Raw genomic sequence first — 24388 nt, forward strand, 5'->3', positions numbered from 1 at the left:
TGGAATGAATATAAAATTTAGTTATAAAGGTGTATTTTTATTACTATTTGGAGTGATATGTGCGAATTTCCTTTTCGTACCTTTATTAAGAATGCTACATCTATCACAAATGCATAGTATATGGCTCGTTACAAGCATTGCGGCAAGTATTTTGCTTACAGTAGTTGTTTCTTTTATTGATGGATCGTTTGCATCAAAAGCTCAGTTATTTTATAGATTTATATTATTTTCGATCGGTTGTACGTTTGTAACTTACATGATTGTTTTTTAGTAAAGGGGAGGTCATGCATGCTATGTATATTGCAGGGATTATGTCCGGTACTTCATTAGATGGAATAGATGTAGCACTCGTTCATATAGAAGGAAGCGGTGTAGGTTCTAAAGTTGAACTCATCCATTTTACTACTGTGCCATTTAGTAATGATATGAAAAATGAGATCCAGCAGGCATTATCAATAGAAAATTCAAATGTACAACTCATATGCAGTTTAAATTTTAAACTCGGTTTATGCTTCGCCAATGCTGTAAAGGAAGTTTGTAAAGAGGCCAATTTTCCTTTGGGACAATTAGATGTAATTGGTTCTCACGGACAAACGATTTATCATCAGCCAAAGCAAGATGGTAATATGATTCCTTCCACATTGCAAATTGGAGAACCAGCAGTTATAGCATATGAAACGAATACGACGGTTATTTCTAATTTTCGAGCGATGGATATCGCAGCAGGGGGACAAGGTGCACCACTTGTACCATATTCAGAGGTTATTTTGTATCGTCATCCAACTAAAAATAGACTACTACAAAATATTGGCGGGATCGGTAATGTTACCGTAATACCAAGTCACCTAAGTGATAAGAACGTTATAGCTTTTGATACTGGTCCAGGTAATATGGTAATTGATGAAATGTGTCAAAGGCTATTTCAGTTGTCATATGATCAAAATGGTAAAATTGCAAAACAGGGAGTAGTTGTAGATGAAATTTTGACATATTGTATGAACCATCCATTTTTGAAAATGAATCCACCAAAATCAACTGGTAGAGAACAGTTTGGAGAAGAATTTGTCAGTGAGTTATTGAAGCGGTATGAAAAGCATAGTAAAGAAAATATAGTGACGACTGTCACGATGTTTACAGCAAGTTCAATTGTTCATCAATATAAGGAGTTTATTCTGCCGTATTATGAAATCGATGAGGTGATTTTAGGCGGTGGTGGCAGTTATAATCGTACACTTGTTGAAATGATACGGTATGGATTGAAGGATGAAAAATGCGCCATATTCATTCAAGAAGATATAGGCTATTCTTCAGAGGCGAAAGAAGCAATCGCCTTTGCCATTTTAGCAAACGAAACGTATCATCGTAATCCGAGTAATGTGCCAAGTGCAACAGGTGCAAAGCAATCTGTAGTTTTAGGGAATATAACATTCCCTCCAATTCGAAGAGAATGAGGCGAACATATGAAATATATGATTGGAGTAGACGGCGGGGGAACAAAGACAGAAGCAATTGCATTTGATCAAGACGGAAGTGAACTTGAAAGGGCTACGAGTGGTTTTGGAAATATATTAATAGATTTTGAAGAAGCACTTTTTCATATTATGGAAGCGATTGATCAATGTCAAGAAGGTTTATTAAATGGGCATTGCGTTTGTATTTGTTTAGGATTAGCGGGTGCAAGCGGAGCAAATACAAATGAATTAACATTACGTCTAAAAAAGAAGTATGGAACACAAATTGAAGTTTTTAATGACGCAATGATTGCTCATGCAGCTGCTTTAAAAGGAAAGGATGGAATTTTAACAATTGGCGGTACAGGTGCGATTTGTATAGGAAAGAAAAGGGAAGTGTACGAGTATAGTGGGGGATGGGGACATATTTTAGGAGATGAAGGAAGTGGATATTGGATTGCATTACAATGTTTAAAGAGAATGGCAAATCAATTTGATCAAGGCGTTGCACTTTGCCCATTAAGCTTAAGGATTCAAGATGAGTTTCAACTTTTGACGTCGTCTCATATAAAAAGACTAGTTTATAGTTCATCAAAAGATAAAGTTGCAGCAATCGCACCATTCATTATTGAGGAAGCGAGAAATGGGAATGATGACGCACGTGAAATTATGGTGCAAGCGGCTACGGAATTAACGAGAATTACGGTGAATATTTACAATAAGATGCAGTTTGATTTATCAATTCCAATTGCAGTAAGTGGCAGTATATTACGTTTCGTTCCTGAAATATATGCTGAATTTAAGAAATGCTGCGAGAAAAGTATGGGAGAAGTTATATTTGTATCACCATCAGAACTAGCAGTGAAAGGAACCTATTACTTAATGAAGAATTTATATTTTAATAAATAGCTGTATGAGAATTTTTGTATGATTTGTAAAAATATGATGTTAAAATGTATAAAGGGATGTAAAGTAAGAAAAGTACAATATACATAGTCATTGAATATTGTATAAGTACTCCCATGTAGAAAGTGAATGATTACATGATTAATAGTATGCAATTTTTGTATTTGGTGGCTTCTTATTTATTTGGAAACATATTGACCGCTTATATAGTGACGAAATGGAAACATAATGTTGATATTCGTCAGGAAGGAAGCGGTAATCCTGGCGCAAGAAATATGGGGCGGGTATATGGAAAAGGGTATTTCATCGCTACATTTTTAGGTGATGCGATCAAAGGGGCAATCGTAATTTCTATTGCAAAATCCCTTTTTGAAGATTCTACATTTGTAATGTTAGCTTTACTGGCTGTTTTACTTGGACATATTTACCCGATTTTATTTAAAGGCAAGGGTGGAAAAGGCATTTCAACATTTATTGGAGGATTAATTGCATTTGATTATTTGATAGCGCTTACCCTTGTTGCTGTTTTCATTATATTTTATTTTATCTTTAAAGGATTTACTAAGCCAGGACTAATTACCATCGCTTGTTTACCAATTTGCATGATTTTGTATTCTTACTCTATTGTTACGACTATTTTAAGTGCACTTATCATTGTACTTATTTTATATGTAAATCGAGAATGAAATGAACTTTTTATAAGTGGAGTTAATCTCCACTTATAATTTTTATTAAATACATAAAGGAGATACAACATGGGGCTAATTTATAAAGTTGCTGATCAAGCTTGGGAATTTGAAAGTATACATAAGTTGAATTATAAAACATTTGTAGAAGAAATTCCGCAACATGAAGAAACGAAAGAGCGTGTTCGTATAGATCGTTTCCATGAAGAAAATACATATTTAATTTGTTTAGATGACGATAAGTTAGTAGGTATGGTTACATTGCGAGGAAAACGACCATTCTCGTTAGATAATAAAATTCCAAATCTAGATTATTATTTGCAAAAACATGGAGAAAACGTATATGAAATTCGTTTACTTTCAGTAGAACGTGAATATAGAAATGGAAGAGCGTTGTTAGGTTTAATTCGCTTTTTACATCGTTATTTGCTCCTAAATGGATATGAATTGGCACTCATTTCTGCTACAACACGTGAACTACCTTTATATGAGCAAATGGGATTCAAATCTTTCCATATGTTAGTTGGTACAGAAGAAGCAGCCTTCCAGCCAATGTATGTTACCCCTGCTATGTTTGAAGCATCGAGTGTTGGGGGAATTATGACGAAAGAATATACGTTTTTACCTGGTCCAGTAGATATTGAAGAAAATGTTCGAAAGGCATTTTCTACTAAGCCTATTTCGCATCGTTCTAAGTCATTTCACGTGACGATGGACAATGTGAAAAAACGGTTACTTCACATGACAAAAGCAAAGCATGTACAACTTATGTTAGGAACAGGGACGTTAGCAAATGATGCCATTGCTTTACAGTTACGTTCTTTAAAAGGGAAAGGACTAGTATTAACAAATGGGGAATTTGGTAATAGATTAGTTGGACATGCAGCACGCGCGCAATTACATTTTGATACGTATAAAAAAGAAATGGGAGAACCGTTTATTTATACCGAATTAGAAAAAATAATGGGAACTGGCAATTATGAATGGCTTTGGTTTGTTCACCATGAAACATCAACCGGAATGTTAAATGATTTAGACGAGCTAAATGTTTTAAGTAAAAAGTATAATGTGAAGCTATGTGTAGATTGTATCAGTTCGATTGGAGCAATACCGATAGACTTGAAGGATGTATATTTTGCAAGCGGTGTTAGCGGAAAGGCAATTAAATCGTTTACTGGATTATCTTTCGTTTTTTATAATCATAATGTGAAAGTAAACGAGACATTACCGGCCTATATGGACGTTGGTATGTACGAAGAAAATGAAAGTATTCCATATTCTCATTCATGGAATTTAATTTATGCACTGCAAGAAGCATTAAAGAGATTTGAAGATGCAAAAGCATTTGAAAAAATAAACGAGACGTATGCATATATTGAACAAGCTATTACTAATATGGGTCTAAATCTTGTTTCACCTAAAGAACATGCCGCGCCAATTATAGTTACCATTCAATTAAATGAAAATCAGTCTTCTAAGGCGATTGGCGATGCGTTAGCGTTACAAGGATACATTGTTCATTATGAGTCATCTTATTTACAAAAAAATAATTGGGTCCAAATTGCATGTTTAAATGATTATAAAGAACGCGATATGAAGAGGATGTTAAATTGTTTGCAAATGTGTGTATTACAGAGTGGGGTACATATATAAAGACTTTTTCTTAATATAGATGGTTTCGTATAAAGGAGTTGCTACATACGAAAACTTAGGAATAGACCATTGGAAGAGGTGTTAGTATGATAACTAAAAAACTACCGTTACATATAGATGATATTAAAAAAGCCCAAACCATTTTAGACAGAAATGCTCGTAAAACGCCACTAGTAAAATCTTTTTATTTGACTAGTAAAACAGGTGGAGAAATTCACTTGAAATTAGAAAATATGCAATTAACCGGTTCTTTTAAATTTCGTGGTGCGTTTAATAAAATGTCACAGTTGACAGATCAAGAAAAAGAGAGAGGAGTAATTGCTTGTTCCGCTGGTAATCATGCGCAAGGAGTTGCTTTATCTGCTCATTTACTTGGTATTAAGAGTAAAATTGTGATGCCAATTTCTGCCCCTCAGGCGAAAGTTGAAGCAACTAGAGGATATGGATCAGAAGTGATTTTATACGGTGAAACTTTTGATGATGCGAAGGCAAAATGTGAGGAGATTATTAAGGAAACAGGTGAAACATACTTACATCCATATGACGATATAGAAGTAATGGCTGGTCAAGGTACAATAGGATTAGATATTCTTGATGATATGTGGGATGTAGATACTGTCATTGTACCAATTGGCGGAGGTGGAATTATTTCTGGTATTGCTGTTGCATTAAAATCTTTTAATCCATCCATTAATATTATTGGTGTCCAAGCAGACAATGTTCATGGGATGAAGGCATCTTATGACAAAGGTACGATTGTAGAGCATTATGAGGCACCTACTATAGCAGATGGTTGCGCAGTTAAAATACCAGGCGATTTAACTTTTGAAGTAGTAAAAGAATTAGTAGATGATATTGTAACTGTATCAGAAGGTGAATTAGAAGTAGCGATGAAAGACTTATTACAACGCGGTAAAGCTGTTGTAGAAGGGGCTGGCGCATTAGCTACTGCTGCTCTACTTGCAGGGAAAGTGGATCCATATATTAAAGGGAAAAAGGTAGTCGCGGTTATATCTGGTGGAAACGTAGACCTGCAGCGCATTTCCAGTGTTTGTGAGCAATTTTTTGTAGCCAATGAAGTGAAATAGTATTTAAAAAACATAAATTTTATGGAAGAAGAGCTAAGACAACTAATCTTAGATCTTACTTTTTGTTTACCGTGTAGGGCATATTATAATATACATGCTTTATTTTCCGTATAGTGAATTATTATATTTTATCGTCTACTTTCATAGATAACTCAAATAATTATATCAATATTGTCGAAACGGAAACAGAAATTTAACGTATTATCCGAAAGAAGCCTCCTTCCTCAAGCGTGTGAAAGACGAAAGTCTAGCGGTAGGTGGGGGATGAATTTCGATTTGGCGTAGCCAAACATTTGGTTTTCCTATTTTTTTCGCCTCTGATATAATCATTCTTATAAGAGGTAAAGTTTGGTATAACAATGAAAGTAGATAATAATAATGTAATGTTCAGGTTGTATAATCACCTTCATAGCTTATGGGAAATGAAGCGAAAACTGAGGTGAATGGAAATGATAAAGCAGAATAAGGCGTACAAATTTCGTCTGTATCCTACAGAAGAACAAGCACATCTCATACGTAAAACGTTCGGATGTGTACGCTTTGTGTATAATAAAATGCTGGCTGAGCGGAAAGAAATATACGAAACATATAATGAGAACAAGGAAGAGCTGAAGAAACAAAAATTCCCTACTCCTGCGAAATACAAAGTGGAGTATGAATGGCTGAAAGAGGTCGATTCCTTAGCATTGGCTAACGCGCAATTAAACTTGCAAACTGCGTATAAGAACTTTTTTAGTGGTCAAAGTGATTTTCCTACATTCAAAAGTAGAAAGAGTAGAAAATCTTATACAACGAATCGCGTAAACGGAAATATTATGTTATTTCATGGTTATATCAAATTACCGAAATTGAAAATGGTGAAACTGAAGCAACATAGGGAGATACCGCCAAGTCATATCATCAAATCGTGTACGATCTCGATGACACCTACTGGTAAATACTATGTGTCCATCTTGACTGAATATGAAAAAGAGATTGTACAAAAAGAAGTACAAAATGTAGTTGGATTAGACTTCGCAATGGCTGAATTATATGTGAGTAGCGAAGATGAGAAAGCCAATTATCCTCGCTTTTATCATCAGATGTTAGACAAATTAGCGAAGGAACAACGAGTATTAGCCAGACGTGTGAAAGATTCGGTACGCTGGAATAAACAACGCATTCGTGTAGCGAAGTTGCATGAAAAGGTCGCAAATCAACGTAAGAATTTCCTTCATCACAAGTCTAAAGAATTGGCTACTCATTTTGACGTTGTAGCAATCGAAGATTTACATATGAAAGGAATGTCACGAGCACTTCGCTTTGGTAAGAGTGTAGCTGATAACGACTGGGGGATGTTAACGACATTTTTAGCATATAAGCTACAAGAACAAGGAAAACAGCTTGTGAAAATAGATAAATGGTTTCCTTCTACAAAGATGTGTAGTCGTTGTGGAAACAAAAAAGAAATGTCACTATCTGAACGTACGTATGCGTGTTCGTGTGGACTAACAATCAGTCGTGACTATAACGCAGCTATCAATATCAAAAAAGAAGCCATGCGGTTATTCGCATTGATATAAAACGTAAGAAATAACCTTTGGAACAAGGGAGTTTGCTCGGCTGTCTTAAGACAAATTCGTTAGCTATCAAAAGTAGCGATGAACCGAGAAGCCCCCACTCGGGGTAAGCTCGTAAGAGATACTAAGTGGTGGGTAGTTCACTATAATGGTTTTAACGTATGAATGAGCTGTTAGGAGGATAGACCATGAATAAGGAAGAACAGGTCATGAACGGTTTCAGGGAATTATATAATAAGATGGTTTGGCTTAATAAGGATAAAATGGAAGAAGGTCTTAAAGGTTTTAAGTCTTCTGAAGTACATTGTATTGAATACATTGAAAACAATTCCGATTCTAACGTGACACAACTTGCAGAGGCTTTTTATGTGACTCGCGGTGCAATAAGTAGAATGACTAAGAAGCTCATAAACAAAGGCCTTATCGAAAGTTACCAGAAATCAGAGAATAAAAAAGAAATCTATTTTAGGCTTACTGAACAAGGGAAAGAAATATATAAAATTCACGAGGAGTTGCACAATGAGTTTCAACAGCGGGATAAAGCTGTATTTGAGCAAGTAACCGAGGCAGAATTCGACAGTATAATTAACTTCGTGGAAAAGTATAGTAGGCATTTGGATGCAGAAATAAAGAAACAAGGTATACATATTAAGTCGTAAATTTGCCTGTTAATGCGAGATATATTTAAATAATAAAAAGGTAGCCTATTCACGGTAAGGCTACCTTTTTATTATTTTATTTTTGTTGACTAATCAACAAAACAGAGTTATTATTTTTGTTGACAAAGCAACAAAGTGTTTTGAGAGGAGAAATTAAATGTCTATTTTTAAATCAAAAAATGAAACTGAAAAAAACATAGATAAACATGCTTTAATATTCGGTCTTATTTCTGTATTTCTTTGTGGTATAGGTTTCAGTATCATTATGCCTGTAGTGCCATTCTTAGTGGAGCCTTATATAAGTAGTCCGGAAGAACAGGCTCTAGTTGTTACGCTACTGACCTCTGTTTATGCGGTCTGCGTGTTTTTCGCTGCTCCTGCACTCGGAGCTTTGAGCGATAAATATGGCCGTCGTCCATTACTTTTAATATGCCTTTTCGGTTCTGCAATCGGGTACTTAGTTTTTGGTATAGGAGGGGCTTTATGGGTACTATTTGCTGGACGTATAGTAGAAGGAATAACAGGCGGGAGCATCAGTACAATTTTTGCATATTTTGCAGATATCATTCCCTCAGAACAGAGAACGAAGTATTTTGGGTGGGTGAGTGCAGTGGTAGGTGCAGGAACCATTATCGGACCAACTCTTGGGGGATTACTTGCAAAGTTTGGTCATTCTGTACCTTTATATTTCGGAGCACTTATAACTTTATTAAATGTTTTATATGGGATGAAATATATGCCTGAGAGTCTTGACAAAAATAATAGGCTAAAAGAAATTACTTTTGTAAGGTTAAATCCTTTTGCACAGATGGCAAACATACTTTCCATGAAAAACTTAAAATGGTTACTTGTCTCAGCGTTTTTGCTTTGGATACCTAACGGATCTTTACAAGCAATTTTTACACAATTTACGATGGATACTTTTAGCTGGAAACCTGCACTAATCGGACTTATGTTTTCAATTATGGGCTTTCAAGATATCATTTCACAAGCTTTTATAATGCCAAAGCTTTTGATCAAGCTTAGTGATAAACAAATAGCAATACTTGGGATGGTTTCGGAGATTATTGGTTATAGTTTTATTGCAGCATCTGCTTTGTTTTCACTGTATCCACTACTTATCGTTGGAATGTTAATGTTTGGTTTTGGGGATTCAATTTTCGGGCCTTCATTCAATGGGATGCTCTCAAAGTCTGTCGATTCTAGTGAACAAGGAAGGATCCAAGGCGGTAGCCAATCTATTCAAGCTTTGGCAAGAATGATTGGTCCAATTATTGGAGGACAAATTTATGTATCGCTTGGTCATGCTGCACCTGCTTTTATGGGGATGATGCTTATAGTAGTGGCAATAGCAGTTTTGTATAGGGGGACGCATGTAACTGTATAAACTATCTGCACTAATATGGTCTTTCTTTATATAAGGATGTCTCTGCGGGAATCTTTCCTGAATGAATTGAATAACAGATAAATATAAGAACAAATAATAGGGAGTCAGAACTTAGGAACAAGTGCTGGCCCCTATTTGTTTACGGCTTGAGAGCTAAGAGAAATTAAGAAAGTATTCTGTAATGATCTCATGGTGAAGGTTAAATAGAACTATCAATAATTAAAGTTAGCTTTTTTGAAAGTAAAAAGCTAGGTAAATGACTAGACAGTATCATTATACTTGTACTGAAGTAAATAATGACTCCATTTTTACTTTGCTCTTTTCTCGAATTTCAGCGTCCGCATGGCGCATTACAAATTTATGCGCTATAGCAATTGCTAAAACATCATCTAATAAGCCAATCCCAATAATAGCAGCTATATCTGGAATGAAGTCGATTGTTAATACGTAATAGGATAAAGCGGCTAAAATTATAAATTTCGCTTTAGTAGGTAACCCTTTTTTTCTCATTGTGTAGTATAAAATAATACTTTCATATACGCTAGATTTCCCGAGGCTTGCTGAGCTTTGTTTGAATTTTTTCCAAAGTGTCTGTTTCTCCATATAAACACTCCTTTTACAAAAACATAGATTTTTTAAAAGGATAGACAAAAAAGTGAAGGAATAATCAATTTTATTATTTATCTTATTGTATATTTCCATAAAAATAAGGAATTACCTGTTCAAAATAATAGAATGTTTGTTATGTAACGACTCACATTGTTTCGTTACATAAGTATGTACAGTAAAATGTATGTGGATGATTTATTTATTATTAAACATTTAATAAGCGGTATGGGGGAAGAAAAATGAAGATAATAGAACTACCAATTGAATTCGAATTTAACGGTGCAAAACAATGTATTTATCCGAGCTTACTTATATTAAACAAGGAATTAACTTTAGTGGATACGGGTTATATCAATTTTTTACCTTTAATTGAAGTCGCAATTGTAAAACATGGGTATGAGATGAAAAACTTAAAAAATATAATTATTACTCATTATGATGACGATCATATAGGATCTTTATATGATTTCAAAGTGAAATATCCTCACGTTAATATTATTGCTAGTGAAATTGAATCCAACTACATTAATGGTGAAATAAAATCGGAGAGACTAGTCCAAGCTGAAGAAATGTTACAACGTATGCCAATTGAAGAAAAAGAATTTGGTAAGTGGTTTATACAACAATTAAAAAATATAAGACATATTTCCGTCGATGAAAAAGTATATGATGGTCAAATGATTTTGAATGATGAATGTCAAATAGTAGCGACCCCTGGACATACTTCGGGGCATATTTCATTATATTTTCCAAATTTAAATTGTGTAATTACAGGGGATGCGGCCGTTCAAAATAATTGTGAATTAGAAATAGCTAATCCGGATTTTTGCTTAGATATAGAAAAAGCGGAAGAATCTTTAAAGAGAATTAAAAACCTTAAAGCAGCAAGGTATTATTGCTATCATGGAGGAAAACTCACTGTATGAATTAAAAAACCGATCTTTCCTATATCGAAAAGATCGGTTTTTTAATTCATAGATTTTGCAAGTCTAATCAAATCATTAACACTGTATTTTCTTTTTATGTATAGTTTGTTACCAATGGCGATTTTATATTGAAAACCGTCCTTCTGAAAGATAAGTTCATATGCTAAATCAAAATGAGGATTATATACTGCCTTTATATTATGTTTTAAAATGTAAAATTTAGTTCCCTTATGTACATATTGATCTAATTTATGTTGAACTGGTGAAACAGTGATTTTAAAAATCCTATTACTATCTTTATTGTAGTATCGTAGTTCTAAGTAATCGTTATAGATGTACCCTTGAAATTCGTGAATTTCGAACGGGAATTTTGTAGGTGTTAGTATATGACGCTTAATCTTCAATTCATATTCTTTTACAATAGTAGCTTCTTTCATAAGAGGGTTAGTTCCATCATAAATTTGATTAATTCGAGATATTTTATTATTCTTTGTTACTATTTCTAAAATGCAACCGATAGTAAATCCATCATCAGTGTCTTTGGAATAAGAAATAAGGACTGTGGTATCTTCTTTTGGAGATGGTACTATTTTAATTTCATGAATAGGTTTTTCCTTTTGGAAAGTAGGTAGTTCAATCCCTTCTGTTACATATGACTGCATTAATTTTTTATCATTTTTGAATAAAGCATGTTTAAATTCACTTATCACATTTGTTTGAGATTTTGCCATAATAATTGAGGTCGATTGAAAATATAGTAAGAAAAATATGCAAAATATCTTTATGAATGTAGTGGTCAATTTCATCACCCTTTAACTATGTTTCCGTAAATTTGAAATATATATGTATAGGAGGGGAGAAGATGAGTTTATTGCTTGATGTAATAATGGCTATAATTACATTTTACCCTCGAAATGACATGAAATTAAAACATCATATTGCCAACTTAAGTGAATTTGAGTGGTTTCGAAGGCTACACGAAGATACAAAGTATACAAGATTAATTTGGAGTAATAGAAAAATTAAGAAGTATATTTTGAATTCGGCAAATATGGAAGCATTAATAAATTTCGAGAAAAAACAAAAACAATTTGTCCAACTAGTACTCGATGAATATAAAAAAAGAAGATAAGAATTTTTTTATTTTTCATATTTGGCGAAACAAATGGTACAATGAAAGCTAATGTGAAAAATAAGGAAAAGAAGTGGTCTATTTGAAAAACTTTTTAGAATTAGGAATTAGTGAAACTTTTAATCATACATTACGTGAAAATGGAATTACAGAAGCAACACCAATTCAAGAGCAGGCAATTCCTGTTATTATGTCAGGTAAAGATATTATTGGGCAGGCGAAAACAGGAACGGGTAAAACGTTAGCATTCGTGTTACCGATTTTAGAAAAAATCAATCCAGAGTCTAGTGATGTTCAGGCTTTAATCGTTGCACCAACAAGGGAACTAGCACTGCAAATTACAACTGAAATTAAAAAAATGCTTGTTCAAAGAGAAGATATTAATGTACTAGCGATTTATGGCGGGCAAGATGTAGCACAACAATTGAGAAAATTAAAAGGCAATACACATATTGTTGTTGCGACACCAGGACGATTATTAGATCATATACGTCGTGAAACAATTGATTTAAGTAATCTTTCAACAATTGTACTAGATGAAGCGGATCAAATGCTTTATTTCGGTTTCTTATATGATATTGAAGATATTTTAGATGAGACACCTGATAGTAAACAAACGATGTTATTCTCAGCAACGATGCCAAAAGATATTAAAAAATTGGCGAAACGTTATATGGATGAGCCGCAAATGATTCAAGTACAAAGTGAAGAAGTAACGGTAAATACAATTGAGCAGCGTGTCATTGAGACGACAGATCGTGCAAAGCCAGATGCACTTCGTTTTGTTATGGATCGTGATCAGCCATTTTTAGCAGTTATTTTCTGTCGTACAAAGGTTAGAGCAAGTAAGCTTTATGATAATTTAAAAGGACTAGGTTATAATTGTGCTGAACTTCATGGTGATATACCTCAAACGAAACGTGAAAGAGTTATGAAGAGTTTCCGTGAAGCTAAAATTCAGTACTTAATCGCAACCGATGTAGCAGCTCGTGGACTTGATGTAGATGGTGTAACGCACGTATTTAACTTTGATATCCCTGAAGATGTAGAAAGTTATATTCACCGCATTGGCCGAACAGGACGTGCAGGTGGATCAGGTCTTGCAATTACATTCGTTGCAGCGAAAGATGAAAAACATTTAGAAGAAATTGAAAAAACGCTTGGTGCACCATTGCAAAGAGAAATAATCGAACAACCGAAGATAAAACGTGTAGATGAAAATGGAAAACCGGTACCAAAGCCGGCTCCAAAGAAATCAGATCAATATCGTCAAAGAGATAGCCACGAAGGTTCAAGAAGTGGTTCAAGAGGTGGCCCAAGAAACGATTCAAGAAATAGTTCGAGAAATGATAACAATCGATCATTTAATAAGCCAAGTAATAAGAAAAGTAGTGCAAAACAAGGTCAGCAAAGACGTGGCCGTTAAATAGTTATAATTTTAAAAGAGTCGCAAAATATTGCGGCTTTTTTTGCTTGTATACAACAAGGGTGATACCGAGAAAAAACGGAAATTTCATTCACCGTATTTAAAATGAATTTTAAAACTTATAAAGGGAATTTTATAGTCCAAAACCAGTAGAGCAAGGGTATTACTACCATGTCGCAATTCAAGAACAAGTGCAACTTATGTACGAACAATATTTAATCGAAAAAAAAATCGAGAGAAAACAATTCGTACTAGCGCCCTGATGATGATACGGGTTATGAAAAAATCAATTGGTATAACGATAAGAAAACATTTTTTGCTAACAAAGAATTGGACGATTTGGTGAAAGAAATTCGTAACACATTCAAACGGTACGGGAATGTTATGCTGCAGCAAAAAGAGAACGGAACTTATTATGTCTACTATTTCGGCAGAATACTTTGGTTGAAAGAAAAGGTAATGTAGCGAGCGAGTATTTTCATTACACATTCCGCAATTATCGAAATGGAACAAGAGAAGTTTATGAAGGATTTAACTCGTATTGGGATACGATCGTTGGAAACTGGAAAACTAATTTGTTCGTTTTGCTCGATGGGGAACTTGAGAAGCACAACTGCCATCCTTATTGGGAAATTGCTTACTACGACGATGAAGGTAATGTAGTACGAAGTTACCTGAAGGGATAGTATGCGATATAAGAAAAAAGGACTAGCAGTCGTACCTGCCGTCCTTTAATAGGAGAAAAAGTATTCTTGTTTAGAACTACGCATAAACAGAAAATCTGCTTGTAATTAGCTTTACCTTAAATGTACGTGTCTATACAAAAAGGGATAAGTAAAAAATACTTATCCCCAGGAAGGGAAATCCCAAGCACCAAAATGGTTCGTATTGGTCTGCAGGTTCAAAAGTAGTATATGTAAAACGAAAAATCTCATACAAAAAGCAGACAACGATTTTGGTTGTCTGCCAGTGAGTTCAATGAGTTAGCTAATTGTAATAAATTGCATCCCCATTACGAGAAGAGTGAAGCTGCTAGTTCAAACAGCTTGTTGGTATTATTTTCGATTTCTTAAAAAATATACAGAGAAAGCAGATAAGTGAAGAACCTACCTGCTTCTGCTGTAACAAAAGAAAGAAGTATTAGCCGTGGACACGGCGGCTTGAAAATAGTATGTATTTTTATTTGAAAAATATTCAAGGGGTGAAGAAACATGGAACGTTTGATAAATGATGTCTGTGAAATTAATCAGCTAATTAATAAAACAAAAGAGAAAAACAAAGAGCAAATATAACAATAAAAAGGTTGAGCTAGATGGTTGTATCTTTAATTCAGAAGCCGCGTCTAAATATTATGAGCTGTTAAAAGAAAAGCAAGGTGCAGGTGAAATACAGGCAATCGAATTGCAACCATCGTTTGTTCTACAACCTGGTTATAAAAAGAATGGCAAACGGTTTGATGCAATTACATATAAAGCAGAATTCATGATCTATTTGCCAAACGGTGATGTAAAAGGTGTAGTAACTGACATCTTTAGTATTAAAAAGAAAATGTTCGAATATTATTTCCCACATTTGTCGCTTGTTGCATCTTGATTATATAACGTTATCAGAACAAATAGTGCGAATGACAGCAATCTTAACAAGTGTTTTACGTTGGATTTATATATTTTAATTTTTTTATAAATGTCTGAATTAATGTATAGGAGGAGTTACGTTATGTTCTGCTTAGAAATCATTATAGGATCCGTATTAGGTTCGTTTGCTACTTGTGGCTTACTCTATTTTGGTTTTAGAGCAGAGGAAAATAAAATAGCGGTTATGCAAAAAATAATGATGGAAATAAAGTTTAATACAATTTGTTTATGATGTATATTAATTTTCAGATATCGGATTTGCTTAGTAACAAAAAAGTCTCTCCAATCAGATTTGAAGAGACTTTTCTTTCACATATCATAGCAATTTAGCTCGTGTTAAATTAGGATTTAAGTTCATTCTAAGATGTTTATGGCGTACCGATAGTTACTGCCAGCAATGCAGCAATTCCATCTAAAGCTTCCTGTACTGTAGTAGGAGGAAGAGGAGCCTAGTTTGCTGGATTATTAGGTGTATAAGCTAAATCGAAAGCATCATCAACTCTAATTAAAGATGTATTTGTTCCTATAAGATTTATTCGGGAACGAATAGGTAATGAATCAACTGTCGCTCTGACTCTTGTAATATCGTTATTAGCGCCGTTGACAAATGAATTTCCAGAATTAGGGCTGGGATTGAAGATGTTTTCTGTAATAGCAAAGCTGGTTAAATTTAAGGGGGCAATTGGAATATGACCAGGTAGCACATTAATAATGACATTACCATTTATTCCTCCACCAACTAAGTTGACTTGGGTATCTGTGGTTGCTTGCGAATTAATAGTAATATTGCCACTAGAAACGAACGAAGCAAACATTTCCATGTTAATTCCATTTTGAGTATAACCAGCGGATAACATTGAATTACGGATATTCACTTGATTCACAGAAGTCGATAAAGTTGTGAATATAGGAGTAGGGGTTATATTAACGCTAACAAAGAATAATTTACCTGAAACACTTTGTGCCGTTTGAAAGTTAAAATCAAGAGGCGAACTTAGTAATGTCAGATTAACAAACCCAGATCTAGGATCCTGGGAAAAGTTTAAATCAAACCAAGACGGATCATTTATATCGAAAGGAATTTGTAATCTAGTAAATAAAGTACTAGTTTCTACTAATTGAACGTTAGCTTTTAAATGAATTAATGGTTCGATATAGTTGCCAGGTCCAATAGAGATAGCATAACGTTTAGTTATATTTAAGGGATCCGGAAATGGTGCTATAGCATCTGTTATTGATGCCATTACTGCAGTCACTGTTAAAAATGGTGCGTATTCAGAATCATCACCAGCTTTGTTTAAATAGACGATTTGAGTGAAAGTTGGTAGGGGTTCTATACATCCTGGTCCGGTAGGCAGAGTGAATGGTGGAATAGCTGGTAAAGTAGGTCCGAGTAAATCAGGCTTTTATTAAAGCGGAAGATAATAACTCGTCCATAATAATTTCACCTCTAAAAAATTAGTATTTCTAATAATAAATGCGAAAATAGAGCAAAGTGAAATGGATAAGTGAAAAATTAGACAACAAAATTTTCGCAAAAGTATTATTTAACTGAAAAGAGCACCAACAGAGAGTGTGGTGCTCTTGGACCAAGGACTATATTTTGTATTTTTTAAAGTTCATATAAGTGTATGAATTTTTAGGATAAACAGTAAATTTATTTTCACTAAAATTCTTATTTAAATAAAGAATCCCTAGGATTAGGGGTTCAAACCTTGGTATATTTCACACGACATTAAAAAAAGAAAAGAACCCTCTATATAAAGAGTTATTCAAGTGATTTAATCTATTAATTGCACTCATGGTAACATTCATCACATGAGTCGTTATTATCGTTACAGCAGATACAAAATGTTTTTTGAACAAATAAACTAACTGCACTAGTAGGACCTTCCTGCTTTGTAAGAGTAAGACTTTGAAAATCTTCAACTTGAAATATTTTTGTTTGAACGGGTTGTAATGTAGTAGTAATTGGTATGCTAGATCTTCTTGTTAGAATAGTTACTTGAACGGGTGCACTCATACCAACAACAAATAACTGGATTAATGTTTTATTGTGATTGTTTGTAAAATCCTCAAATACAGTTTGTGGAGTGGTAGTTTCAAGGAAAACAGATACAGGTATATTTCCATTTGCATTTTCTTCAGAACCTGCAATTGTATGCGTATCAATAAAACAGTTGTTTTTTTGATTGCCCGAATGTGACTGTTTTTTATAATACTTTTTACCATCTTTATAAAAGTAATCAGCCATATGAATATAAATCTACCTTCATTTAGATGTCTATATAGTTTATTTAAAAAGGCGAAGTAGTGCTTGTACAACATAATAAAATCCGCTCTCGTAATTACTTAAAAATGTTATTTGAAAATTAAAGAGCGCCATCCAAGGTACTCTCAGCTAAACACTGATATTGAAAAAGAATACAACATAATATCGTATGTATGCTTCTGAGGGATGTGCGGATTTAATATAAAATAGTTATTGGAATGAAATGAAGAGTAACCAATGGTTTATTAATGAATATATAGTGAGTGGAGTCATGGTTGAGGGGCCAGATTATGATGATTCCTAATATAAAAAGAGAGCTAGAAGGCCCTCTTTAATAGTTGTTGTATTCGCCAGAAAAAAGGAAATTTTCAAGCGTATTAATGTGTTAAAAATTTTGTGAACATGAAGTGCAAGGTCCACCAGTAGGTTGAAATACAACATTGTCAACAAAGGCTGTTGCGCCTTCACCACCTGTAGCAGTATTTTGGAAAGAAATACAAGCTATAGTCACAGTAGCAGGTATACACACAACAAGAACATAATGTTGGAAAAGAGATTGTGGTTGATTCATAACTGGTACAATATGTGGAATGTTTGATGGACCAAGAGTTGCAGGGGATGGGGGACATGCTTGCCCAAGTTCTGGAAAAGATACAGAAGCTATAAGAAATGCACCATCCCTTACATCTGCAGCAAATGAAAATGTAAAACAACAACCTTCGTCAACATCAACTGTTTGATTAATACTTCCACCTGGACCAATTGATGCAGCTAAGAGACTAAATGACCCATCTGGCAGAAAACGACCACTATGAACGTTTGGAAAACCTACTTCTGAAACAGAACCTACTTGATTCCAACCTGGAACTGGATCTACTCCTACAGGTGGTATGTCAAATCCAGGGTTGTTAAGAACATTATTACATGGACAACATCCTACAGCAGTTGGTCCAGTCGCTCCGGTCGGCCCAGTTGGCCCAGTTGGTCCAGTTGGTCCAGTCGCTCCGGTCGGCCCAGTCGGTCCAACTTGAGGTGGGGGTACAGGGGGGAGAAAACAATCACATGGAATATGAAATTTCTTTTTAAATTCACTCATTTTTACACCATCCTTATCATTCATTCACCCACTTACACACTACAACTTATGAATTGGTTAACACACAAGTATAAGAAAAAGGCCCTTGAAAATTAAAATAAATAAAAAAATAAGCCCTTATGTCACAAATATAAACCCATTCCATAATATATAAGGAACATGGGTTCACTCCAAAAAGCTTTTAATATATATAAGGGAGTCCGCTTCCTAAATCAATACCGTTGAACCTGTTGCTTCTGTCGGTAAAGTGAATGACGAAAAATAGATAGGAGTGTTGAATCGATTAAACTTGATTTAACCGCAGTTCCATGTAAAACAATATTTTCTTCATTCATACCTTCATCTCCTATGATTGCTCGTCATAGGAGGTGAAGGTAGCAAAAAGCAAATCATGAAGTTGGAAAGCAATTATATAAAAGGGCAAGGATTGTTAAGGGGAATTAAAGAATGTATCGTAGTGAATGGAAAATACAAGAAGAATTATACGATTATAATGGTTGGATAATATACGATTATAATGGTTGGATAATATACGATGGTGAATGGGGTGAAGTGGACAAGCGTTTTTATTTTATAAATTAAACAAAAATTTCATTTAATAAGTATTCAAAAATCAAAAAAGAGCACTCAATAAAGTGCTCTCGTGACGAGATTCATTTTGTAATGACTATTTCAAATTATAAAGAAAGGAACACAGAATATTATATGTGCGTGTAGTCAATTGAGTTCGTTTTTTACAAACAAAGAGCAGCTAGAAAAAGCTAACTGCTCAATACTAGGAGATACAGAGAAGACTACTTTAAATGAATCTTGGCATATAGCCTAAATACAGTATTGACCGAATATTTATTTTAAATCCAATTTATTTAAAGTAAACATCCCAATAGATATAATGACTGCGCCTGCTGCAGAACCTAGCAAGTCTCTCCAGCCTAATGTATTTAGAGGTGTATCTGTTAAATCCATAATTAAGAAGAGAGCAAACATTAATACACCAAATGCTAAGCATCCCCAAAATGTTTGCAAATATTTAATCATCTTCTTTCGGAACTTGCTCATATACATCACCCTTGTTAACGCTTTATATTCTTATAAATAAATTGCGGAAATTTATGATTATTACCTTTATGCTCAATGCACAGAAGCTGATTGAGAGTGGCGATAAAAACCCAGCAGAAGCGTTAAAAGAAACATTGAATCCACGGAATGAAGAAGCTGTTAAAATGGTTAGCTGTACTTGGATTTTAAAGACAAAAACTCCTATTGAATATAGGAGTTTTTTCTTTGTTTGAAAGTTCAAAAAGATATATAATAATTTTCTGACTATTAAATTTGGAGGGGTATAAATGAAAAATGAAACGTTGCATACTCAAGAAGATATTAATAAAATGCTCGATTCGTTATTAAGACCGGCAGAACCATTTTGGAATGAATTTTATGAGAATAGAGAAAAAGATGTTCCGTTTTTTGAAAATGTTCCAGATGAGAATCTAGTTTCGTATATCCAAAAAAAGCGGGTTTCAAAAGGAAAAGTACTAGAACTTGGATGTGGTCCGGGTAGAAACGCAATTTATCTAGCAAATAAAGGATTTGAAGTAACAGCAGTGGATTTATCTATAGAGGGCATTAATTGGGCGAAAGAGAGGGCGTTAGCAAAAGGAATAGAAATCGATTTTATTTGTGATTCGATTTTTAATTTAGAGTGTCAAAATGATTTTGATTTTGTGTACGATTCGGGCTGTTTACATCATATTCCACCGCATAGAAGAATAAATTATGTGAATTTAATTAAAAACTCCTTGAAATCGGGTGGTTATTTTGGATTAACATGTTTTTCGGCAGGTGATTTAGATGAGCGAAATGGATCAGAAATAACAGATTGGGATGTATATAGAGGATGGAGTCTACAAGGTGGCCTTGCATATTCAGAAGAAAAATTAAGAGATATATTTGACGAGTTTGAAGTGATCGAAATTAGAAAGATGAAGCAAATTGACCAACCAAATACTATGTTTGGAGAATCATTTCTTTGGACAGCATTATTTAAGAAGAAATAAGAAAGTAGATAATTGACAAACTCATCGTTTTTATAGACAATATATTTATAAGAATATACGTTCGGTTTTTGCTTGCCGGTGTATGTTTTGCATAAATACATAACAAGGGGTTGTCTCTATATGAGTAACACAAATCAAAAAATTACTACGTTTTTAATGTTTGAAGGTAAAGCTGAGGAGGCGATGAATTTTTACACGTCGCTATTCGATCAATCAGAAATTGTAAATATCTCTCGCTACGATGAAAATGGACCTGGTAAAGAGGGAACTGTAATTCATGCAACTTTTACGCTAAATGGACAAGAGTTCATGTGTATTGATAGTTATGTAAAGCATGGTTTTACATTTACACCATCTATGTCTCTTTATGTAACTTGTGAGACGGAAGAAGAAATTGAAACGGTCTTTCATAAACTAGCACAGGATGGATCTGTACTAATGCCTTTAGGTTCTTATCCATTTAGCAAAAAGTTTGGCTGGTTAAATGATAAATATGGTGTGTCTTGGCAGTTAACGCTTGCGGAATAAAAATTTAAAAAGAAAAAGCGTAGCCTATTTATAGTTACGCTTTTTCTTTTTAAGAATTTTGCTTGCCGAATCTTTCACCGAGTTTAGCTAACAATTCAGGCTGATCCTCTTGGCTCATTACAACTTCAACAAAGATAAGTCGATTCATATTAAAATTTATTTTAGTTAAGACTTCTGCTAACTCTATTTCATTTTTCACTTTAAATGTTTGGCATTTTTCTTCTGATCCGAATACGTTTGCTAGTTTCGTGTAATCCCATATTTGTATGTCATTATACGGTTGATTTTGGCCGTGAATTGCACGTTCAACAGTATATCCATTGTTATTGATTAAAAATATAATCGGTTTTAAATTTTGCCGAAGTATAGTCGATAACTCTTGAACAGTTAATTGGAAAGAACCATCACCAATAATTAAAATGTTACGCCGTGATAAATCAGCGAGCTGTGTACCGAGTAGAGCAGGTAATGTATAACCAATTGATCCCCATAATGGTTGTGCTACATATGTAGTGCTATTTGGTAAAGGGATAGCGGCACTACCGAAGAAAGGCGTTCCTTGCTCTGCAATTAAAACATCGTTTTCTTGTAAGAAATGGTATATTTGTTGCCAAAAACGTTTTTGTGTAACCATTTGTGCTTTTGGATTGAACTCTTCTGTCATAGATAGTGATTCTGAAATAAAGGGCTTCATTTCAAGTGTTTCCTCAATACGATGTTTGATTAAATCACTTAATTGTTCTAAAACATCTTTCATTACAACTGGTCCGTATTTTTTATCAATAATTTTCACAGTATAGGGATGGATTTCTATAACTTGCTCTTTCGTAAAACCTTGTGTAAAGCCGCCAGTAATAGTATCAGTTAATTTCACACCAATACTAATAATACAGTCAGATTCATCAATTCTTTTTCGTATGTATGGAGAACTAACATCCCCAGTATAAATTCCTATAAATTGAAGGTGTTTTTCAGGGAATATTCCTTTTCCCATACTTAACGTTGCGATAGGAAACCCAGTTTTTTCTACGAATTGATGCAAATATTCTTCCGCATGAAAACGAGCCACTTCAAAATCAGCTAAAATAACAGGTTTTTTGGCACTGTTTATTTTTGAAGTCGCATGTAGAAGCATTTTATCCAGCGCATCTTTATTACTTAAAACTGGTTTATGTAAAATTGGTTCCGTAGGTTTATTAATTGGCTTATTATATACATCAATCGGTAATTGAATATGAACAGGGCGTTTCTCACTCCAACATGCACGTAACACACGGTCAATTTCCTCAGCGGCATGCTCAGGTGTTAATTTTGATTGTGCTACCGTGATTTCTCTATACATATTGGAGAAATGATCGAACTTTCCATCACCTAACGTATGATGAACGAGTGCTCCATTTTCCATTACTGTTGTTGGTGGTGTCCCTGTGATTTTTATAATAGGTACGTTCTCTGCGTATGAGCCAGCAACGCCGTTAATGGCGCTTAACTCTCCAACACCGAAAGTGGTAATAAGAGCCGCGATTCCTTTTATACGAGCATATCCATCAGCAGCATATGCTGCATTTAGTTCATTACAATTGCCAACCCACTCTAACTTTTCATGTGCTACTACGTCATCTAAAAAAGCCAAATTATAGTCACCAGGGACACCAAAAATATGCTCGATTCCTAATTCGCTTAGTCGGTCTAGTAAATATGTACTTACTGTATATTGCGTTTTCAATTGAATCATCTCCTAATTGTGCAGTGAATATTTCAATAGACTAAAGAAGTTCCAATGCGTTCATTAAAATATTGATTACTGGATTGTGGTATAATTTACATACAGGGGGAAAGTAGATGACACAACATAAAGAAGAACAGATGAATGAAGCATTAGCATTATTTTACTTTGCATATAAAACATTTACTGAAAAGCCAGATGAAATTATAAAAGAGTATGGCATACAACGAGTACATCACCGAATTTTATTTTTTATCGCACGCTTTCCAGGTATAAGCGTAAATGAGTTATTATCACTGTTAGAAATTAGTAAACAAGCTCTTCACGGACCACTACGACAACTTGTGGAAAAGGGCTTAATTGAGAGTAATGAAGCTACACATGATCGCCGTGTGAAACAGTTATCTTTAACAGAAATAGGTGTAGATTTAGAGAAAAAATTGAGCGATGTTCAAAGACAACAAATGGGTGCTATTTTTTCAAAATTTGGTGAATCGTGTGAAGAAAATTGGCATCAAGTTATGAATGAAATGGCAAATAGCCGATCAGGTTTTGATGCTTGGATGTCGAAGCGAGAAGTTGTAATCGATCAAACATAATAAGAAATATATCTGTTTTATAGTTTGAAAAAGAACAAATTTTATCCATACATTTGGCAACTATGGATTGGTCATAGAGTGAATGGATAAAAAGATACATTACTAGATACTTTATACGTGTACGCAATGGAACAATACAATTCACATTTCCGAGAGGGGAATTATTATGATAAAACTTGTACTTATTCGTCACGGACAAAGTTTATGGAATCTTGAAAATCGCTTTACAGGATGGACAGATGTAGATTTATCAGAGAATGGATTAAGTGAAGCGAGAGAAGCAGGAGCAATATTAAAGAAAAACGGATATACTTTTGATGTAGCTTATACATCTGTATTAAAACGAGCAATCCGGACGTTATGGATTGTACTTCATGAGATGGATCTTGCTTGGGTGCCAGTACATAAATGTTGGAAGCTAAATGAAAGACATTACGGTGCATTGCAAGGGTTGAATAAAGATGAAACCGCGAAAAAATATGGTGAGGAGCAAGTTCATATTTGGAGAAGAAGTATTGATGTAAGACCACCTGCTCTTACTGAGGATGATCCTAGATATGAAATGAATGATCCAAAATATAAAGCACTTAAAAAAGGTGAGTTTCCATTGACTGAATGTTTAGTGGATACGGAGAAAAGAGTACTTGATTATTGGCATTCAGAAATTGCGCCATCATTAAAAAGTGGTGAAAAGGTAATTATTTCATCACACGGTAATACGATTCGTTCGCTAGTGAAACACTTAGATAACCTTTCAAGCGATGGTGTTGTTTCATTAAATATTCCAACGAGCATTCCACTCGTGTATGAATTAGACGATGATTTACGTCCGATTCGCCATTATTACTTAAGTATGGACGGAGAAGTACCAGAAGGGGAAATTCCGAAACATATTTCTTTTTAACATGAAAATTTGAAACGCATGCTTGTCTACATATACAATGTAGATTCATGATAAAGTGAAACTTTAATCAGTGGGGGGTTCATCCCCATT

The 24388-nt window shown here is 34.3% G+C and carries 26 protein-coding genes and 2 pseudogenes; 21 read left to right on the forward strand and 7 right to left on the reverse strand.

The features are described from left to right. Positions 1 to 4 precede the first annotated feature (4 nt). The 9 genes from DN393_RS03385 to DN393_RS03425 all read left to right on the forward strand — a co-directional run bounded on the left by DN393_RS03385 (position 5) and on the right by DN393_RS03425 (position 9389). Complete coding sequence (locus DN393_RS03385) at positions 5 to 271, forward strand: hypothetical protein (protein WP_016126936.1); 267 nt, start codon at positions 5 to 7, stop codon at positions 269 to 271. Between the two features lie 22 nt (positions 272 to 293). Next, complete coding sequence (anmK, locus tag DN393_RS03390) at positions 294 to 1451, forward strand: anhydro-N-acetylmuramic acid kinase AnmK (RefSeq protein WP_064474164.1); 1158 nt, start codon at positions 294 to 296, stop codon at positions 1449 to 1451. A 9-nt stretch (positions 1452 to 1460) separates the two neighbouring features. Beyond that, positions 1461 to 2360 carry a BadF/BadG/BcrA/BcrD ATPase family protein gene (locus DN393_RS03395; protein WP_064474142.1) on the forward strand — a complete coding sequence of 300 codons (900 nt, stop codon included), beginning with the start codon at positions 1461 to 1463 and terminating at the stop codon, positions 2358 to 2360. A gap of 134 nt (positions 2361 to 2494) precedes the next feature. Then, positions 2495 to 3043 (forward strand): glycerol-3-phosphate 1-O-acyltransferase PlsY, encoded by a 549-nt coding sequence (gene plsY / locus DN393_RS03400; RefSeq protein WP_064474143.1) that lies wholly within the window; start codon positions 2495 to 2497, stop codon positions 3041 to 3043. A 69-nt stretch (positions 3044 to 3112) separates the two neighbouring features. Next, the gene (locus tag DN393_RS03405) at positions 3113 to 4696 is read left to right on the forward strand and encodes an aminotransferase class V-fold PLP-dependent enzyme (RefSeq protein WP_088048198.1); all 1584 of its coding nucleotides are present in this window, start codon (positions 3113 to 3115) and stop codon (positions 4694 to 4696) included. Between the two features lie 86 nt (positions 4697 to 4782). Continuing rightward, on the forward strand, positions 4783 to 5784 hold the full coding sequence (gene tdcB, locus DN393_RS03410; protein WP_064474145.1) for a bifunctional threonine ammonia-lyase/L-serine ammonia-lyase TdcB: 1002 nt from the start codon (positions 4783 to 4785) through the stop codon (positions 5782 to 5784). Positions 5785 to 6233: 449 nt separating this feature from the next. Continuing rightward, a complete protein-coding gene (locus tag DN393_RS03415) occupies positions 6234 to 7346 on the forward strand; it encodes an RNA-guided endonuclease TnpB family protein (protein WP_064474146.1) in 1113 nt (370 codons plus the stop codon). Between the two features lie 185 nt (positions 7347 to 7531). Next, the gene (locus tag DN393_RS03420) at positions 7532 to 8002 is read left to right on the forward strand and encodes a MarR family transcriptional regulator (RefSeq protein ID WP_064474147.1); all 471 of its coding nucleotides are present in this window, start codon (positions 7532 to 7534) and stop codon (positions 8000 to 8002) included. A gap of 157 nt (positions 8003 to 8159) precedes the next feature. Beyond that, a complete protein-coding gene (locus tag DN393_RS03425; RefSeq protein WP_064474148.1) occupies positions 8160 to 9389 on the forward strand; it encodes an MFS transporter in 1230 nt (409 codons plus the stop codon). Between the two features lie 273 nt (positions 9390 to 9662). Here the strand turns inward: DN393_RS03425 and DN393_RS03430 are convergent, their stop codons facing one another. Further along, on the reverse strand, positions 9663 to 9992 hold the full coding sequence (locus DN393_RS03430) for a YkvA family protein (RefSeq protein ID WP_064474149.1): 330 nt from the start codon (positions 9990 to 9992) through the stop codon (positions 9663 to 9665). 245 nt (positions 9993 to 10237) lie between these two features. Here DN393_RS03430 and DN393_RS03435 point away from each other — a divergent pair, with 245 nt between their 5' ends. Further along, positions 10238 to 10924, forward strand: a complete 687-nt coding sequence (locus DN393_RS03435; protein ID WP_064474150.1) for an MBL fold metallo-hydrolase — start codon at positions 10238 to 10240, stop codon at positions 10922 to 10924. A 41-nt stretch (positions 10925 to 10965) separates the two neighbouring features. Here the strand turns inward: DN393_RS03435 and DN393_RS03440 are convergent, their stop codons facing one another. Then, on the reverse strand, positions 10966 to 11724 hold the full coding sequence (locus tag DN393_RS03440) for a hypothetical protein (protein ID WP_098625554.1): 759 nt from the start codon (positions 11722 to 11724) through the stop codon (positions 10966 to 10968). 62 nt (positions 11725 to 11786) lie between these two features. On the opposite strand from DN393_RS03440, the gene DN393_RS03445 reads away from it, so the two are divergent. From DN393_RS03445 to DN393_RS31370, 6 genes and pseudogenes are all read left to right on the forward strand, one after another. After that, positions 11787 to 12056: a hypothetical protein gene (locus DN393_RS03445; RefSeq protein WP_064474152.1), complete on the forward strand. Its 270-nt coding sequence runs from the start codon at positions 11787 to 11789 to the stop codon at positions 12054 to 12056. A gap of 73 nt (positions 12057 to 12129) precedes the next feature. Continuing rightward, positions 12130 to 13482 carry a DEAD/DEAH box helicase gene (locus DN393_RS03450; RefSeq protein WP_149173316.1) on the forward strand — a complete coding sequence of 451 codons (1353 nt, stop codon included), beginning with the start codon at positions 12130 to 12132 and terminating at the stop codon, positions 13480 to 13482. A gap of 191 nt (positions 13483 to 13673) precedes the next feature. Continuing rightward, positions 13674 to 13947 (forward strand): annotated as a pseudogene (locus DN393_RS32360) (hypothetical protein). Further along, positions 13923 to 14168 carry a hypothetical protein gene (locus tag DN393_RS31365; protein ID WP_179194473.1) on the forward strand — a complete coding sequence of 82 codons (246 nt, stop codon included), beginning with the start codon at positions 13923 to 13925 and terminating at the stop codon, positions 14166 to 14168. The pseudogene DN393_RS32360 and the gene DN393_RS31365 overlap by 25 nt, the downstream one beginning before the upstream one ends. A gap of 571 nt (positions 14169 to 14739) precedes the next feature. Beyond that, positions 14740 to 15075, forward strand: coding sequence for a DUF1064 domain-containing protein (locus DN393_RS03460; protein ID WP_149173317.1), 336 nt, complete (start codon positions 14740 to 14742; stop codon positions 15073 to 15075). Between the two features lie 123 nt (positions 15076 to 15198). Further along, on the forward strand, positions 15199 to 15348 hold the full coding sequence (locus tag DN393_RS31370; protein WP_176546182.1) for a hypothetical protein: 150 nt from the start codon (positions 15199 to 15201) through the stop codon (positions 15346 to 15348). Between the two features lie 136 nt (positions 15349 to 15484). On the opposite strand, the pseudogene DN393_RS03465 reads toward DN393_RS31370, so the two are convergent. The 3 genes and pseudogenes from DN393_RS03465 to DN393_RS03475 all read right to left on the reverse strand — a co-directional run. Then, positions 15485 to 16480, reverse strand: a pseudogene (locus tag DN393_RS03465) (exosporium leader peptide); the annotation flags it as partial. Positions 16481 to 16905: 425 nt separating this feature from the next. Further along, on the reverse strand, positions 16906 to 17370 hold the full coding sequence (locus DN393_RS03470; protein WP_064474155.1) for a hypothetical protein: 465 nt from the start codon (positions 17368 to 17370) through the stop codon (positions 16906 to 16908). A gap of 403 nt (positions 17371 to 17773) precedes the next feature. Further along, the gene (locus DN393_RS03475; protein ID WP_149173318.1) at positions 17774 to 18484 is read right to left on the reverse strand and encodes a collagen-like protein; all 711 of its coding nucleotides are present in this window, start codon (positions 18482 to 18484) and stop codon (positions 17774 to 17776) included. A gap of 447 nt (positions 18485 to 18931) precedes the next feature. Here DN393_RS03475 and DN393_RS31875 point away from each other — a divergent pair, with 447 nt between their 5' ends. Then, entirely contained in the window at positions 18932 to 19066 is a 135-nt protein-coding gene (locus DN393_RS31875) for a hypothetical protein (RefSeq protein WP_255449673.1), read from the forward strand. A 264-nt stretch (positions 19067 to 19330) separates the two neighbouring features. Here the strand turns inward: DN393_RS31875 and DN393_RS03480 are convergent, their stop codons facing one another. Next, positions 19331 to 19543, reverse strand: coding sequence for a hypothetical protein (locus DN393_RS03480; RefSeq protein WP_000033161.1), 213 nt, complete (start codon positions 19541 to 19543; stop codon positions 19331 to 19333). A 287-nt stretch (positions 19544 to 19830) separates the two neighbouring features. On the opposite strand from DN393_RS03480, the gene DN393_RS03485 reads away from it, so the two are divergent. Further along, positions 19831 to 20541 (forward strand): class I SAM-dependent methyltransferase, encoded by a 711-nt coding sequence (locus tag DN393_RS03485; protein ID WP_000787500.1) that lies wholly within the window; start codon positions 19831 to 19833, stop codon positions 20539 to 20541. Positions 20542 to 20661: 120 nt separating this feature from the next. After that, the gene (locus DN393_RS03490) at positions 20662 to 21069 is read left to right on the forward strand and encodes a VOC family protein (protein WP_064474156.1); all 408 of its coding nucleotides are present in this window, start codon (positions 20662 to 20664) and stop codon (positions 21067 to 21069) included. 49 nt (positions 21070 to 21118) lie between these two features. On the opposite strand, the gene DN393_RS03495 is transcribed toward DN393_RS03490, so the two are convergent. Next, a complete protein-coding gene (locus DN393_RS03495; protein ID WP_081257103.1) occupies positions 21119 to 22804 on the reverse strand; it encodes an alpha-keto acid decarboxylase family protein in 1686 nt (561 codons plus the stop codon). Between the two features lie 107 nt (positions 22805 to 22911). Between DN393_RS03495 and DN393_RS03500 the strand changes: the two genes are divergently transcribed. After that, a complete protein-coding gene (locus tag DN393_RS03500) occupies positions 22912 to 23394 on the forward strand; it encodes a MarR family winged helix-turn-helix transcriptional regulator (RefSeq protein WP_064474158.1) in 483 nt (160 codons plus the stop codon). Between the two features lie 166 nt (positions 23395 to 23560). Next, the gene (gene gpmA / locus DN393_RS03505; protein ID WP_064474159.1) at positions 23561 to 24298 is read left to right on the forward strand and encodes a 2,3-diphosphoglycerate-dependent phosphoglycerate mutase; all 738 of its coding nucleotides are present in this window, start codon (positions 23561 to 23563) and stop codon (positions 24296 to 24298) included. Positions 24299 to 24388 lie beyond the last annotated feature (90 nt).

It is taken from the genome of Bacillus sp. BPN334 (assembly GCF_008368885.1).
GTDB lineage: Bacteria > Bacillota > Bacilli > Bacillales > Bacillaceae_G > Bacillus_A > Bacillus_A wiedmannii.